The organism is Shimia sp., from assembly GCF_965227725.1.
Classification (GTDB): domain Bacteria; phylum Pseudomonadota; class Alphaproteobacteria; order Rhodobacterales; family Rhodobacteraceae; genus Shimia.
In genome coordinates, this window is the sequence record NZ_CBDDGH010000005.1 from 135,327 (window position 1) to 148,589 (window position 13,263).

Below are 13,263 nucleotides of genomic sequence, written 5' to 3' on the forward strand. Positions count from 1 at the left end.
TCAAACCACATATTTGGGTAGGAAAGCGGGCAGTTTTGCCCGCTGACTTTTTTGGAGGAGCACACAATGGGGATCACCTCAGCCATCGTTTTATACGCGGTCATCTGGTTTATGACCTTTCTGATTGTGATCCCGATTCGCCTGCAAACCCAGGGGGATTTGGGCGATGTGGTGCCCGGCACCCACGCAGGAGCACCGGAGCATCATTATCTGAAGGCCAAAGCAAAGATCACCACCCTTGCGTCGGCGGTGATCTGGGCAATTGCGTTCTGGATCATCACATCCGGTATGATCACCGTGCGTGATCTCGACATGTTCAACCGGATGGGGGATGCGCCCGTATCGGCTCCAGTTGATGGAACAGATGGGTAAACGTCGCGGCCCCTAGGATTGGGATCAGCAGGTTCACCAGCGGGATTGAGAGCGGCATCGCCATCAAGATCCCTGCAAGCCAGATTGCGCCGCCATGTTTGCGGCGCAGCTTTTTGGCCTCCGCCCGGCCCACGCGGCGCATGGCGGTGAGCTGAAAATATTCACGCCCCAGCAGGAAGCCGTTCAAAGCCCAGAAGATGAACAGGGCAAACGGCGTGAAGATCGCATAGACGATCAGCGCCAGCAGGTTCGCCGCAATCAGCACCCCGAGAAAGTTCACCGAATCCTTCAGGCCTTCGCCAAAGGACACCGCAGGCACGTCAGGCAGGTGGGGGTAGTGGCGATCTTCGACCGCATCCGCCACCTCATCCAGAAACAGGGATGTGATGGCCGAAGCGACCGGCACCATCAGAAAGACGGACAGAAAGATCATCAGGAACAGCGAGGCGGCGGTGAAAAGATCGCCGACCCAAGAAATATTGCCCAGAAGTTCCTGTACCCAAGCGGCGGCCCCCAGCCAGTTCAAAAACATCAGGAACAGCGTGTAAACCGCGATGAGCAGGGCAAATGTCAGGCCAATACCTTTGAAGAGCACCCGGCGAAAACGCGGGTCTCCCAATTGGCCGAGGGTTTTGCCAAAGGATGAGAGGATCAATCCAACAGCCATGTGACCTTTGTCTCCATATTGGGGCGGGGGCGCTCCGGGGGCGCGACTTTTTCGGTGCCGATGTGGATGAAGCCTGCGACCTTTTCATGGGGTGTGAGGCCCAGGCCTTTTTCCACAAATCCACGATCATGGCTGGCCCAGCCGGAAAGCCAGTTGGCGCCCCATCCGGCAGCCAAGGATGCATTCAGAAGTTGCAGACACACGCAGGCGGCGGAGTATGATTGCTCAATCGCCGGGACTTTTTCGCTCAGCACGGGGGATTCAATCACCGCGACTGCGAGATCTGCCTTGGCGAATTGATCCTGACCCTTGGTGATCTTTTCAGGTTCGATGCCCAGGGCGGCGCCGCGTTCGGGGATGAGACCCGCCAATTTTTGCAAGGCTTTGCGTTCCAAAACGATGAGCCGCCAAGGCTCAAGTTTGCCGTGGTCCGGGCTGCGCAAAGCGGCCTCCAGCAAGGGTTCCAGTTCGGCGCGTGATGGCGCAGGGCCGACCAGCGTTTTGGCGGGGCGTGAGCGGCGGCTGAGCAGGAAATCCAGCGCGGCTTGGTTTGGTTGTGGCATGTCCTCTCCCTTGGGAGTTGAGTAGGTATGTTGGCGTGGCCCGGTGTGATTTCAACCGGGCGGGCTTGCGAATGTGGCGGCCATCTCATCAATGAGCGTGGCAAAGAAGGCCTCAACCCGGGCGTTGGGCTGGCGGATGTCTAGTGAGGCCGCCATCGGGTCTTCGGCGCGGATGTCAGAGCCGGCAAGCTCTTCGATCACCGCATGGCCGCAGAATGGCACATAGGCCTCAGAATAGCCGCCCTCATGTACCAGCACGAGTTTGCCCTCACAGAGCGTTTCGGCGGCGGCCATGACCTGTTTGGTCATCTGTCGGAAGGTGTCCGCGGTGGCGAGCATGCGGGAGAGGGGATCAAAGGCGGCGGCGTCAAAACCGCAGGCCACGATGATGATGTCGGGATTAAAGCTGTGCAGCGCAGGGATAACGATCTGCTGCATGGCATGAAGGTAGCTGTTGTGGCCCGCGCCGGGCGGCAAGGGCACGTTGATGTTGGTGCCAAGACCCGCACCTTTGCCGCGATCTGTCGCGTCGCCGGTGTCGAGCGGGTAGTTCTTTTCCTGATGGAGCGAGATGGTGAGCACATCGCTGCGCTCATAATAGATGGCCTCGGTGCCATTGCCGTGGTGCACATCCCAGTCGAGCACGGCGACACGCTGGGCAAGCCCCTGCGCCTGTGCGGCTTCGATGGCGACCGCGATATTGGCGAGCAGGCAGAAGCCATTGGGCCAGTCGGGCAAACAGTGGTGACCCGGTGGGCGCGACAGGGCGTAGGCGTTTTGCAGCTCTCCTGCGGCAACGGCGCGGACAGCTTCGCTGGCGAGCCCTGCGGAGAGCGCTGCGATCTCATAGCCGCCTTTGCCGAAAGGTGTGCGCAAACCTATTTCACCACCGCCCGCATCGGAGACCGATTTGAACTTTCCAAGGAAGTCGCCGGGATGCACGCGGGCCAGCATTTCTGTGGTGGCTGCGGGAGCGCTGCGCACCTCAAGGTCTGCGGTTAAGCCTGTGACATCCATGAGGTTTTTGAGGCGGCGTTTGGTCTCAGGGCTTTCAGGAAGCCCACCTGCAGCAAGCGGTTGCACAAGATCGCCAACGGGCAGGGTCAGCGCGTAGTTGCCACCTGCATGCCAGAAGCACTTTTCATCAAAAAAGAACCCGGTTTTGTTGCGTGCGGCCATTCAGCTTCCCCCGTTTCATTGCGAGGGCTACCCTATGCGGGGCATTTGTGGAATGTAAATCATTGTTCGCCCAAAGGGTTTTGCATTGGAGATCGAGAGAATGGCAAAGGCCCCTGAGATGTCCCTCACGCCGGGCGCGGAAATCGCGGTGCGGGTCACACCGAAGGCCTCGCGCAACGCGGTGGTGCAGGATGGCGATATATTGCGGGTCTATGTCACGGTTGCGCCGGAGGGCGGCAAAGCCAATGCGGCCGTTGCCAAATTGCTGGCAAAGGCCATGGGTGTTGCCAAATCCCGGCTGACCCTTGTGCGCGGGCAGACCTCACGCGAAAAGGTCTTTCGGTTGGACTAGCTCACGTTTTGTCAGGGTCTCGCTTGAGCATGTAAACACCCTCAGGCAAGTCCAGCGCGGCGGTGAGATCCTGCACCTGTGCTGTGGAAAGAGTTATTTTTTGAATGCTGTCAGTGCGCGGATCATATTGTTCGATGGTGACGCATTCTTCAAACATGTGGATCACCACATCTTCTCCCAGAGGGGCGGCGCCTTCATCGACAAGCGTGACAACGGTGGAGTCAAATTCGTGCTCGATGCTGAACATATTGTGAGCCTAGCGCATCGGGGACCGGGTGCAAGCATTTCCCTCTGGTCTCGGCCACAGCGGAGGCGTAAATTCGGGAAGACGACATATTTGTGAGCGCCTTAGAAGATTGGGGTGCTGGGAAGGACGACGGATGCAGGGGCTGAAATCTGGACAAAGACCGTGGCGTGCGATGTTGCTGGCCACTGTGGCAGGGGCGGCGTTGACGGCCTGTGAAGTCACAACCACAACAGCGCCGCAACAGCGCAGCGCGCCGCAGCCCAAGGCCCCGAAAATCAGCGTGTCTCAGGCCGAGGCGCGGCTTGCGCCGATCATTGCGCAGATGGAGCCTGTGGCTGAGCGGGAGTGCCGCGCAAGAGCGCCACGCGGCACCGATTGCGACTACAAAATCTCAGTGGACCCGCGCACCGATATTCCGGCCAACGCCTTTCAGACCGTTGACAAGAACGGCCGCCCCCTGATCATTTTTACCGCGCCGCTGATTGCGGAGACGCGCAACCAGCATGAGCTCGCCTTTGTGATGGGCCATGAGGCGGCACACCATATTGCAGGGCATTTGACCCGGTCGCAGGCCGATGCGCTGACGGGGGCCGCATTGGGCGCCATTCTTGTGGGCCTCGCCGGGGGCAGCGCAAGCTCTGTGGACGCGGCTGCAAACCTCGGTGCCTCTGTTGGCTCTCGGTCGTTCTCCAAGGAATATGAGCTGGAAGCGGACAGCCTCGGCACCGTTTTGACCAAGAAAGCGGGATATGATCCGCTGATCGGGGTGGGCTTTTTTGAGCGCACACCGGATCCGGGCAACCAGTTTTTGGGCACACACCCGCCCAACGCCTCTCGTGTGGCGATTGTGAAGCGCACGGCGGCAGGTCTGTAGGCCATGTTGCAACTGACCAATGTGGTCACCGATCGGGGCAGCAAATATGCGGTGTCCGGCGGCGCGGTGACGGATCGCGCGGCGGCGGATCGGTTCCTCAAGGATCTGAAGCGGAACAAGAAATTCGCCAAAGCCACCCACAACACCTGGGCGGCGCTTTTGAGTGACGGCACACCACTGAAAGGTGATGACGGCGAAAGCGGTGCGGGATTGGTGATTTTGCGGATGCTGGAGCGCGAGGGGATCACGGATCACATCGTGGTTGTCACGCGCTGGTATGGCGGGGTGAAACTGGGCGGAGATCGCTTTCGTCGGGTGCAGGATTGCGTGAACGCCTATCTGGATGCGCAAAAAAGCTGAGATTGATGCACATCAAGGGACCATACGGCGAAGCCTGTTAGCTTGTTTGCAAGCGAAACAGGAGTTTTTCGTATGGATCGGCTGGAAAAAATCAAACGCCACGCGGCTTTGTTTGACGATATGGCGTCCCACGTTGGGGTGGATTTGCAGGAGGCCGCGATCAAAGGCGCGTTGAGACGTGATGAGATCTCAGACGCGGTGGTCCGTTGCTCGGGATGCTTGCAACCCGCGCGCTGTGCGCTGCGCATGAAATCGGCTGAGGCTCAAGATGATGGCGCGCCGATCTATTGTCGCAATGCCGAGCTGCTAAAGCGCTTGGAGGCGCAGGTCTGATGGGCGTTGTTGTGCCTTTGGGCGATCCGGCGACGCATTTCTGGCTGACGCGCAGCATGGGCCGCAAGATGGGGGTCTCCCTCAGCGAAATGATGGCTGAGGGGCGTTTGAGCGTGCAGGAGTACACAGGGATGGTCACGCGCTGCCGAACCTGTGCGCATGTGGCCGAGTGCCAATCCTGGTTGGGGGAAGCAGGGCAGCATAAGACACCGCCAGAGTTCTGCTGCCACGCCGCGCTGATGGTGCGTTTGGCACCGCATTAAGCCTTCCGGCTGCGCTTGAGATGCTTGCGATAGAGCCAGGGCGCAAGGATACGTTCATAAATCCCGTTGGACAGCTGCCAGATGCCCGGCAGACGCACGATTGTGGCCATCCAGCGGTAGCGCGGCATTTCTGACCAAAGCGCGACAAAGGCGGCAACGCCGACGTATAGCTCGCCGTCTTTGACCACATGCAGACGCCGTGCGGCGGTGTCCGGGTCGATCTTCCAATCTGACAGCGCGTCGGAGTTCAGATCATCATAGACCACGTTAAGGCCGCGCGCCTTGGTGTAGGCGCGGTAATGGCAGATTTCGGCGTTGCAGATCGGGCAGTCTGCGTTGAAAAGGACCCGTGTTTCGTCGCTCATGGGCGCTCCGATCTTGTGGAGCGCCTGATTGGACTGCACGGTGGTCAGCTTTGCTTCAGGCAACCCCAGAGGTCGTATTCCCCAGCTTCATCCACTTCCACCGTGACAATCTGTCCGACAGAAAGCCCCTCGGTGCCTTCGTCAATGAACAGGTTGCCGTCGATTTCAGGGGCGTCGGCTTTGGTGCGGCAGGTGGCGATGCCATCTGCGTCAATGTCATCTACGATCACATCCATCACCTGGCCCACTTTTGCCGCGAGTTTGGCCTCAGAAATCGCCTGGGCCTTCTCCATGAAGCGTTCCCAGCGTTCTTGCTTCAGCTCCGGTGCGACATGATCAGGCAGATCGTTGGAGCGGGCGCCGTCGACATTTTCATACTGGAAGCAGCCGACGCGATCGAGCTGTGCCTCGTCCATCCAGTCCAGCAGATGCTGGAATTCTTCTTCGGTTTCGCCGGGGTAGCCGACAATGAAGGTGGAACGCAGGGTGATGTCCGGGCAGATGTCACGCCACGCGGCGATCTCTGTCAGGGTTTTGGAGGTATGCGCCGGGCGGGCCATGCGTTTGAGCGTGTCCGGGTGGCTGTGTTGGAACGGGATGTCCAGATAGGGCAGGATCAGACCGTCCGCCATCAGCGGGATCAACTCGCGCACATGCGGGTAGGGGTAGACGTAGTGCAGGCGCACCCAAGCGTCCAATTGGCCCAACTCGCGCGCCAGATCGGTGATGTGGCTGCGCACCTCGCGGTCTTTCCACGGGTGGGTCGAATACTTGCGATCAAGGCCGTAGGCGGAGGTGTCTTGAGAAATCACCAAGAGCTCGTTCACACCATTTTCGACCAGTTTTTCCGCTTCGCGCAGCACTGCGTGCACCGGACGCGAGGCCAGTTTGCCGCGCATGTCCGGGATGATGCAGAACTTGCACTTGTGGTTGCAACCCTCTGAAATCTTGAGGTAGCTGTAATGGCGCGGCGTCAGGGAGACGTTCTTGGCAGGCAACAGGTCGATGAACGGATCTGGGCTGGGTGGCACCGCACCATGCACGGCATCAAGCACCTGTTCATATTGGTGGGGACCGGTCACGGCGAGCACTTTGGGGTGGGTGCCGGTGATATACTCCGGTTCAGCGCCAAGACAGCCGGTCACGATGACCTTGCCGTTTTCCTGAATGGCCTCACCAATCGCCTCAAGGCTCTCGGCCTTGGCGCTGTCCAGAAAGCCGCAGGTGTTCACGATCACCGCATCAGCGCCGGAATAGTCTGGCGAAATGCCGTAGCCTTCGGCCCGCAGGCGCGTCAGAATGCGCTCGCTGTCCACCAGCGCTTTGGGGCAGCCAAGCGACACCATCCCGATGGTGGGCTGGCCGGGACGTGCGTCCCCGGTGAGGGTTGCGCGGGCGAGGTCGGGGCGGAGATCGGGCGGATTGCTGGACATGGCGTGCATATAGGGCAGCGCCGCGGGTTTGGCAAAGGGAGATCGGGGGCAGCTTAGCGGCAGAAAGCTCAGGCGCGCTTGGGGGATTGGGAGCTTGCAAGCGTCCGCGCATGGCATCTGTGTCGCGCTTTTCGCACGTTGGTTTGAAGAAATTTGGGCCTGTCGCGCAGGAAGGGCCGTTGCTTGCCTGTTTTTCGCGCTCTAGGCTGGTTGCAGAGCAGTAGGGAGAGGTCTTCTGATGAAGGTGATCCGAGGGATTTTGGCGGCGGTGGCCCTGTTGGCGGTTGCTGCGGTGGTGCTGGTGGTGGCGTTGCCGGGCGAGAAGATCGCCAAATTGGCGGCAGATCAGGTGAAAGCGCAGACCGGACGGGAGCTGGCGTTTGAGGGCGAGGTTGGCATCAGCTGGTTTCCGGTGCTTGGCGTGCGCACGGAGGCTGTGACATTTGCCAATGCCGCATGGTCTGAGCAAGGGCCGATGTTTCAAGCGGAAAGCGCAGTGATCGGCGTGGATGTGATGGCCGCAATGGGCGGGGACATTCGCATCAAGACCGTGGAGCTTGTGGCCCCAGATGTGATTTTGGAAGTGGCGCAAGACGGGCGCGCAAACTGGGAGTTGGAGGCGGGGAGGGGCGCTGCGAGCGCTGAGCCAACGGAGCCAGCGGCGGAAGCATCGTCTACTGAGGCTTCAAGCGCGCTCAGCCGGATCACGCTGGAACGTCTGGTTCTGAGTGAGGCGCGTGTGCGCTATGTAGAAAATGGCGCGTTGGTTCAGGATATTGCCGGGCTGGCCCTTGAGTTGCGCTGGCCTGAGGTGACTGCTCCGGCTCAGTTTTCTGTAAGCGCGGCACCTTTCGGAGAGGAGATTGCTGCTGAGGCGACGGTGACCGATCCTCTGCGGCTTTTCCGGGGAGCGAACACCCGTGTTTCACTTGCATTGAACGCAGCTGGTGGGCGCGCGGGCTTTGAAGGCCAGTTTGGCCTGGCACCGGAAGCCAGCGGGCGGCTGGAGGTTGAGGCAAGCGACGGGGCTGCCTTTCTGGCGGCTCTGGGAGCGGGGGGCATTGACGGGCCGTTGGCGGCCTCAGGTGATGTGACGCTGACCCGGGAGCGGTTGTTTTCCCTGCGCGGCGGGAGCCTTGAGGCGCTGGGCAATGCGCTGACACTGCAAGCGGATGTGGACCTGAACGGCGTGCGCCCCAAAGTGGCGGCGCAGGTGGCCACAAGGCGGCTGCAACTGGCCGGCAGCGCGCAACCGGCAGAGACAACCTCTGCTGGTGGGGGCGCTGAGACCGGCGGGTGGTCAAAGGATCCGATTGATGCAAGTGCGCTGAACTTTGTGGATGGCACAATCAGCTTTGCGGCGGAAGAAATGGACCTTGGCGGGATCGTACTGGGCAAAACCCGCGCGACGGTGGAAATCGAAAATGCGCGCGCGGTGGCAACGATCAATGAAATGGCCGCCTTTGGTGGAACGGTGCAGGGCACCTTTGTGGCCAACAACCGCAACGGTCTTTCGGTGCGCGGTGATCTGACGGCGGCGCAGATCGGGCTGAAGCCGTTCCTGTCCGCCACTGCGGATATTGACCGGTTCACCGGATCAGCAGATGCGCGGGGCACGTTTTTGAGCTCTGGCAACACTCTGGATGCGCTGATGAACGCCATGAGCGGGGAGGGCAACCTCTCTGTCGGGCGCGGCACCATCGACGGGATTGATCTGGACCGTCTGCTGCGCGGGGATGTGACCGGCGGTACCACGGTGTTTGACAATATGGCGGCGAGCTGGACGATTTCAGAAGGCGTGCTCAGCAATCAGGACTTGGTCATGGGGCTGCCGCGATTGGCGGCGACAGGGGCAGGCACGGTAGGGCTTGGGCTGCAGACGATTGATTATCTGTTCACCCCGCAGGTGCGCGGCCAAGATGGGCCTGCGCTGATGGTGCCGGTGAAAATCCGTGGCAGTTGGCACAATCCGAGCATCGTGCCGGATCTGGAAGCCGCCATCAAAAGCGGGTTTCAAGCGGATTTGGATGCCATTGAGGACAGTGTGAAAGAGGCTGTGCAAGGTGAGCTTGGGCTGCAGGCCGAAGAGGGCCAATCCACCGAGGATGCGATTAAAGACAAGCTGGAGAATGAAGCCAAGAAAGGTCTGCTGAACCTTCTGGGTGGGAACTGAAGCGCGTGACGGATGATCCGGGGCGGAGCCCGCCACATCTGAACACATTGGTGCTGCTGACAGCCATGTCGGTGCTGTCGCTCAATATGTTCCTGCCCTCTATGGCGGCCATTGCCGCGGAGTTTGACGTGGACTACGCGGTTGCCAACCTCTCGCTCGGGGGCTTTCTGGCCATCACAGTGATTTTGCAGGTGGTGATCGGGCCGCTGTCAGATCGCTATGGGCGCCGGCCGGTGATGCTGTGGGGGCTGGCGATTTTTACCTTCGGATCGGCGGGATGCCTTTGGGCGGCAAGCATCGAAGGGTTCCTCTTCTGGCGGATGTTGCAGACCGCGGGGGTGGTTGGCATCGCGCTGAGCCGGGCGGTGGTGCGCGATATGCACGGACCGCAGGAGGCCGCCAGCAAGCTGGGCTATATCTCTATGGTCATGGCCATTGCGCCAATGTTGGGGCCAACGGTGGGCGGGTTGCTGCATGAGAGTTTTGGCTGGCGCGCGAGCTTTGTGGTTTATCTGGTGATGGGATTTGGATTGTTGGCGCTGTGCTGGCGGGATCTGGGCGAGACCAATACCGACCGCGCGGCCACCATGGGCGAGCAGTTTGCCACCTATCCCGCGCTTCTGAAATCCCGGCGCTTCTGGGGCTATGCCCTCTGCAGCGGCTTTTCTGTCGGTGCGTTTTACGTGCATATCACCGGCTCCGTTTTGGTCGGGGCAGAGGTGTTTGGCCTTAGTCCTTCTTCTGTTGGAATGTCGGTTGGCGCGATTGCGATTGGGTTTTCTTTTGGCTCCTACCTGTCAGGAAAACTGGCGCAGCGTTTGCCGCTGTGGATCCTCATTCTCTCCGGTCGGGTGGTTGGTCTGTTTGGTCTGCTGCTGGGGCTTGTGATTGTTCTGGCCGGATTTGTGCATCCGGTGACCTTCACCAGCGCGGTGATATTTGTGGGCATTGGCAACGGATTAACTTTGCCATCGACCAACAGCGGCGCGATGTCGGTGCGCCCGAAACTGGCCGGCAGCGCTTCCGGGCTATCTGGCGCGATGAGCGTGGCAATCGGCGCGGTCATGACCAGCGTGACCGGCGCTGTGCTGACGCCGCAGAATGGCGTTTTGTTGCTCTATGGGCTGATGATCGGCTGTGTGGTGATTTCCCTTCTATGCGCGATTTACGTGCGTTGGCTTGATATCAAAGAGCCGCTTGAGGAGACCTCAGAAGCGGCTTGACCGGGCAATTTCCCTGTGGCACGAAGCAGGCATGAGCACTGAAGGCATCTTTTTTGGCATCTATTATCCCCTGACCACATAGTGGCGGGGTCTTTAGCATTATCATCCGCCGCGTTTGCCGGGGATGAAGCCAAAAAACCTTCCAAGACATGAGACCCCCGACAGGCGTGGCCCGATAGACAAGGGGTCCGGTCATGGGACATGAACTCAAACTTTTAGATGGCGCCGAACTGGGCGCGCAGGCGCAGCTCCGCGTGGGGCTGGTGGGCTTTGGCGGCTTTGGCCGGTTGGTGGCGCGTGAGCTGGCTGGGCAATGCGCGCTGACGATCTGTGATCCAGCGTACAGCCGCGCTGTGCTGCCGGATGGGCGGCGGCTGGCGTTGCAAGGGCTGGCAGAGGTGGCTCAGTGTGACGTGGTGATCCTGGCGGTGCCTGTGGCGCGTATGGCGCATGTGTGCCGGGCGCTGGCCCCGCATCTGAAACCTGGCACGGTGGTGATGGATGTGGGCTCCGTCAAAGTGGCTCCCATGGCGGATATGCAGGCGCACCTGCCGCCACATGTGGAGATTTTAGGAACCCATCCGCTGTTTGGACCGCAAAGTGCGAAGGAGAGCGTGAAAGGACGCAAGATCGCGCTGTGTCCGGTGCGCGGCACCCGCTGGCGTCGGATAGCCGCTTTTCTGCGCCAACGGGGTTTGAATGTGATTGTGACCACAGCAGAGGATCATGACCGCGAGTTGGCGATGGTGCAGGGGCTGACCCACCTGATCGGCAAGGTGATGACGGATCTGGGGCCGCTGCCTGAGCGCCTGACCACGGCGAGCTTTGATCTGCTGCGGGAAGCTGTGGGCATGGTGCAGGATGATCCGCCCACGGTTTTGCACGCGATTGAGGTGGCCAACCCCTATGCCAAGGAGGTACGCGCGGCGTTCTTCCAGAAGGCCGAAGTGCTGCGCGATCAATTTGAACAGGCCACCCTTCTTGTTCAGGGACAGAGCGTGTCACCTGCAGCCTAGAGGGCAATTGCAGCAATCATGGTGCAAGCCTCGATGAGAAAGGCCCGCGCATCCAGAGATTTAAGTTCTTTGGATGCGTTTTGATGCATAGGCCCGGAGGCCGGGCGGCTTTAACGCTAGGTGGCGCTCAAAAAGAAAAGCCCCGGCGATTGGGATCGACGGGGCTTTTGCTTGTCTGATTGTGAAGCGCTTTAGCGTTTGCGGTCGCGGCGCGAGCTCATCGGCTGGAAGGCGACGCCGACATGGGCCTCACAGTAAGGTTTGCCGGCTTGCACAGGCAGGCCGCAGAACCAGAAATCCTCGGTTGCCGGGTCGCCGACAGGCCATTTGCAGGTGCGCTCGGTCAGCTCCATCAGAGAGAGCTTCTTGGCGGTTTTCTCCACCTCATTGACCTTGGCCAGCGCCTCTGGGCTGATTTCATTGGCGGAAGGTTGCGGCGGCAGCGGCTGACCCGCAGGGATGATGGCCTTGCGCAGAGGCTGTGGCGGACGCGCGGCAACCGCAGGCTCGGTCTTGGGTTCCGGCTTTGCCTCTTCAGCTTTGGGCTCCGCCTTTGGCTTTGGCGCGGCCTTGGGTTTGGGCGCTGACTTTGGCTTGGCCTCTGCCTTTGGTTTGCTCTCGGCTTTCGCGGTGCTGCCGGTGGTGCGGTTGGAAAGGCCCAGACGATGGACTTTGCCAATCACGGCATTGCGGGTCACGCCGCCGAGCTCCTTGGCAATCTGGCTGGCCGATTGGCCTTCGCCCCACATTTTTTTCAACAGCTCTACGCGCTCGTCGGTCCAGGACATTCGTCACTTCCTCAGCTAAAAAGCGGCCCGCCTAAGGCCGCCTCTGCATTTCTTGGTCAGGGGCCTATTCTAGCCACCCCAGCCCGAGTTACAAGGCGAAGAATCACTTCGCGCCCGGACAATCGCGGACAATGGCGCAGCAGGCACAACTCAGTGAGGGCAGAGAGACATGGCAAAGAGCGATCAACCGTTGCAAATGGGTGTGCGCCGCTTTGGGCGCGTAAATTGGCTGGGGCTGCAGACCCTCGCGCAGCGGGAGATTCTGCGGTTTATGTCCGTCTGGACACAGACCCTTCTGGCGCCTCTGGTGACCGCGGGTTTGTTCCTGCTGATTTTCTCCATCGCGATCGGGCCAAGCCGCAGCGATGTGATGGGCGTGCCGTTTCTGACCTTTCTGATCCCCGGTATCATGATGATGACGGTGATCCAGAATGCGTTTGCCAATACCTCCTCCTCAATCGTGATCTCCAAAGTGCAGGGCAATATTGTCGACACGCTGATGCCGCCGCTCGCTCCGCTGGAAATGGTGCTTGGCTATCTGGCTGGCGCGGTGGCACGGGGGCTGTTTGTGGCCGTGGCCATGAGCGTCGTTGTGGGGCTGGTTCTGGGGCAGGGGGTTGCACACCCGCTTTGGGCGTTGCTGTTTGTTGCGCTTGGCGGCGCGATGATGGGCGCCGTTGGCATCGTGGCTGGTATTTTTGCGCAGAAGTTCGATCAGATGGCGGCGATCACAAACTTCATCGTGACCCCCTTGGCCTTTCTTTCCGGCACATTCTATTCCGTTGAGGCCTTGCCGCCGGTGCTGCAGAGCTTCACCCGCGTGAACCCGATCTTCTATCTGATTGATGGCACACGTTATGGCGTGATCGGGGTGTCTGACGGCGCGCCGGTGCTGGGGCTGGTGGTTGTGGCAACGGTCACCGCGGCGCTCTGCACCATTGCGTGGTGGATGCTGAAAACCGGCTATCGGCTCAAGAGCTGACCGGCGTCAAACGATTGAGAATGCTTGGGGGCTGATTTCGGAAACGAGAGCAGCCCTTTTTCTTTGTGCTGGG

General features: G+C 60.3%; 17 protein-coding genes. 10 read left to right on the top strand and 7 right to left on the bottom strand.

What is annotated here, in order from left to right:
- Positions 1-66 precede the first annotated feature (66 nt).
- On the top strand, positions 67-372 hold the full coding sequence (locus ACO07T_RS10900) for a DUF1467 family protein (protein ID WP_422049436.1): 306 nt from the start codon (positions 67-69) through the stop codon (positions 370-372).
- On the opposite strand, the gene ACO07T_RS10905 is transcribed toward ACO07T_RS10900, so the two are convergent.
- Genes ACO07T_RS10905 through ACO07T_RS10915 form a run of 3 tightly spaced genes read right to left on the bottom strand, consistent with a single transcriptional unit; the run spans position 317 to position 2,781 of the window.
- Complete coding sequence (locus ACO07T_RS10905; protein ID WP_422049437.1) at positions 317-1,039, bottom strand: EI24 domain-containing protein; 723 nt, start codon at positions 1,037-1,039, stop codon at positions 317-319. The genes ACO07T_RS10900 and ACO07T_RS10905 overlap by 56 nt on opposite strands.
- Entirely contained in the window at positions 1,024-1,602 is a 579-nt protein-coding gene (locus tag ACO07T_RS10910; protein WP_422049438.1) for a nitroreductase family protein, read from the bottom strand. Before ACO07T_RS10910 ends, ACO07T_RS10905 begins: the two co-directional genes overlap by 16 nt.
- 51 nt (positions 1,603-1,653) lie before the next feature.
- Positions 1,654-2,781, bottom strand: a complete 1,128-nt coding sequence (locus ACO07T_RS10915; protein WP_422049439.1) for a class II histone deacetylase — start codon at positions 2,779-2,781, stop codon at positions 1,654-1,656.
- Between the two features lie 100 nt (positions 2,782-2,881).
- On the opposite strand from ACO07T_RS10915, the gene ACO07T_RS10920 reads away from it, so the two are divergent.
- Entirely contained in the window at positions 2,882-3,133 is a 252-nt protein-coding gene (locus ACO07T_RS10920) for a DUF167 domain-containing protein (RefSeq protein ID WP_422049440.1), read from the top strand.
- A 1-nt stretch (position 3,134) separates the two neighbouring features.
- Here the strand turns inward: ACO07T_RS10920 and ACO07T_RS10925 are convergent, their stop codons facing one another.
- Positions 3,135-3,380 carry a hypothetical protein gene (locus tag ACO07T_RS10925; protein WP_422049441.1) on the bottom strand — a complete coding sequence of 82 codons (246 nt, stop codon included), beginning with the start codon at positions 3,378-3,380 and terminating at the stop codon, positions 3,135-3,137.
- A gap of 172 nt (positions 3,381-3,552) precedes the next feature.
- Between ACO07T_RS10925 and ACO07T_RS10930 the strand changes: the two genes are divergently transcribed.
- From ACO07T_RS10930 to ACO07T_RS10945, 4 genes are all read left to right on the top strand, one after another.
- The gene (locus ACO07T_RS10930) at positions 3,553-4,254 is read left to right on the top strand and encodes a M48 family metalloprotease (RefSeq protein ID WP_422049442.1); all 702 of its coding nucleotides are present in this window, start codon (positions 3,553-3,555) and stop codon (positions 4,252-4,254) included.
- Positions 4,255-4,257: 3 nt separating this feature from the next.
- Complete coding sequence (locus ACO07T_RS10935; RefSeq protein ID WP_209083800.1) at positions 4,258-4,614, top strand: YigZ family protein; 357 nt, start codon at positions 4,258-4,260, stop codon at positions 4,612-4,614.
- Between the two features lie 72 nt (positions 4,615-4,686).
- Positions 4,687-4,947: a DUF6455 family protein gene (locus ACO07T_RS10940; protein WP_422049443.1), complete on the top strand. Its 261-nt coding sequence runs from the start codon at positions 4,687-4,689 to the stop codon at positions 4,945-4,947.
- Positions 4,947-5,210, top strand: a complete 264-nt coding sequence (locus tag ACO07T_RS10945; protein WP_422049444.1) for a DUF6455 family protein — start codon at positions 4,947-4,949, stop codon at positions 5,208-5,210. The genes ACO07T_RS10940 and ACO07T_RS10945 overlap by 1 nt, the downstream gene beginning before the upstream one ends.
- On the opposite strand, the gene ACO07T_RS10950 is transcribed toward ACO07T_RS10945, so the two are convergent.
- Together ACO07T_RS10950 and rimO are read right to left on the bottom strand one after the other, a co-directional pair.
- Positions 5,207-5,575 (bottom strand): thiol-disulfide oxidoreductase DCC family protein, encoded by a 369-nt coding sequence (locus ACO07T_RS10950; protein ID WP_422049445.1) that lies wholly within the window; start codon positions 5,573-5,575, stop codon positions 5,207-5,209. The two genes, ACO07T_RS10945 and ACO07T_RS10950, sit on opposite strands and share 4 nt — an antisense overlap.
- A 44-nt stretch (positions 5,576-5,619) precedes the next feature.
- Positions 5,620-7,008 (bottom strand): 30S ribosomal protein S12 methylthiotransferase RimO, encoded by a 1,389-nt coding sequence (gene rimO, locus ACO07T_RS10955; RefSeq protein WP_209060948.1) that lies wholly within the window; start codon positions 7,006-7,008, stop codon positions 5,620-5,622.
- A gap of 238 nt (positions 7,009-7,246) precedes the next feature.
- Between rimO and ACO07T_RS10960 the strand changes: the two genes are divergently transcribed.
- From ACO07T_RS10960 to ACO07T_RS10970, 3 genes are all read left to right on the top strand, one after another.
- Complete coding sequence (locus ACO07T_RS10960; protein ID WP_422049446.1) at positions 7,247-9,181, top strand: AsmA family protein; 1,935 nt, start codon at positions 7,247-7,249, stop codon at positions 9,179-9,181.
- A 5-nt stretch (positions 9,182-9,186) separates the two neighbouring features.
- Positions 9,187-10,404 carry a multidrug effflux MFS transporter gene (locus ACO07T_RS10965; protein WP_422049447.1) on the top strand — a complete coding sequence of 406 codons (1,218 nt, stop codon included), beginning with the start codon at positions 9,187-9,189 and terminating at the stop codon, positions 10,402-10,404.
- 194 nt (positions 10,405-10,598) lie between these two features.
- Positions 10,599-11,420, top strand: coding sequence for a prephenate dehydrogenase/arogenate dehydrogenase family protein (locus tag ACO07T_RS10970; RefSeq protein ID WP_422049448.1), 822 nt, complete (start codon positions 10,599-10,601; stop codon positions 11,418-11,420).
- Between the two features lie 191 nt (positions 11,421-11,611).
- Here the strand turns inward: ACO07T_RS10970 and ACO07T_RS10975 are convergent, their stop codons facing one another.
- Complete coding sequence (locus ACO07T_RS10975; protein WP_422049449.1) at positions 11,612-12,208, bottom strand: GcrA family cell cycle regulator; 597 nt, start codon at positions 12,206-12,208, stop codon at positions 11,612-11,614.
- Between the two features lie 169 nt (positions 12,209-12,377).
- On the opposite strand from ACO07T_RS10975, the gene ACO07T_RS10980 reads away from it, so the two are divergent.
- Complete coding sequence (locus tag ACO07T_RS10980; RefSeq protein ID WP_422049450.1) at positions 12,378-13,190, top strand: ABC transporter permease; 813 nt, start codon at positions 12,378-12,380, stop codon at positions 13,188-13,190.
- Positions 13,191-13,263: the final 73 nt, after the last annotated feature.

Bases quoted from the DNA above. Each gene is read 5' to 3' on its own strand.
- rimO (WP_209060948.1), bottom strand. From the start codon at position 7,008: ATGTCCAGCAATCCGCCCGATCTCCGCCCCGACCTCGCCCGCGCAACC.
- ACO07T_RS10970 (WP_422049448.1), top strand. From the start codon at position 10,599: ATGGGACATGAACTCAAACTTTTAGATGGCGCCGAACTGGGCGCGCAG.
- ACO07T_RS10940 (WP_422049443.1), top strand. From the start codon at position 4,687: ATGGATCGGCTGGAAAAAATCAAACGCCACGCGGCTTTGTTTGACGAT.
- ACO07T_RS10945 (WP_422049444.1), top strand. From the start codon at position 4,947: ATGGGCGTTGTTGTGCCTTTGGGCGATCCGGCGACGCATTTCTGGCTG.
- ACO07T_RS10905 (WP_422049437.1), bottom strand. From the start codon at position 1,039: ATGGCTGTTGGATTGATCCTCTCATCCTTTGGCAAAACCCTCGGCCAA.
- ACO07T_RS10915 (WP_422049439.1), bottom strand. From the start codon at position 2,781: ATGGCCGCACGCAACAAAACCGGGTTCTTTTTTGATGAAAAGTGCTTC.
- ACO07T_RS10900 (WP_422049436.1), top strand. From the start codon at position 67: ATGGGGATCACCTCAGCCATCGTTTTATACGCGGTCATCTGGTTTATG.
- ACO07T_RS10980 (WP_422049450.1), top strand. From the start codon at position 12,378: ATGGCAAAGAGCGATCAACCGTTGCAAATGGGTGTGCGCCGCTTTGGG.
- ACO07T_RS10920 (WP_422049440.1), top strand. From the start codon at position 2,882: ATGGCAAAGGCCCCTGAGATGTCCCTCACGCCGGGCGCGGAAATCGCG.
- ACO07T_RS10950 (WP_422049445.1), bottom strand. From the start codon at position 5,575: ATGAGCGACGAAACACGGGTCCTTTTCAACGCAGACTGCCCGATCTGC.
- ACO07T_RS10910 (WP_422049438.1), bottom strand. From the start codon at position 1,602: ATGCCACAACCAAACCAAGCCGCGCTGGATTTCCTGCTCAGCCGCCGC.
- ACO07T_RS10925 (WP_422049441.1), bottom strand. From the start codon at position 3,380: ATGTTCAGCATCGAGCACGAATTTGACTCCACCGTTGTCACGCTTGTC.
- ACO07T_RS10930 (WP_422049442.1), top strand. From the start codon at position 3,553: ATGTTGCTGGCCACTGTGGCAGGGGCGGCGTTGACGGCCTGTGAAGTC.
- ACO07T_RS10960 (WP_422049446.1), top strand. From the start codon at position 7,247: ATGAAGGTGATCCGAGGGATTTTGGCGGCGGTGGCCCTGTTGGCGGTT.
- ACO07T_RS10935 (WP_209083800.1), top strand. From the start codon at position 4,258: ATGTTGCAACTGACCAATGTGGTCACCGATCGGGGCAGCAAATATGCG.
- ACO07T_RS10975 (WP_422049449.1), bottom strand. From the start codon at position 12,208: ATGTCCTGGACCGACGAGCGCGTAGAGCTGTTGAAAAAAATGTGGGGC.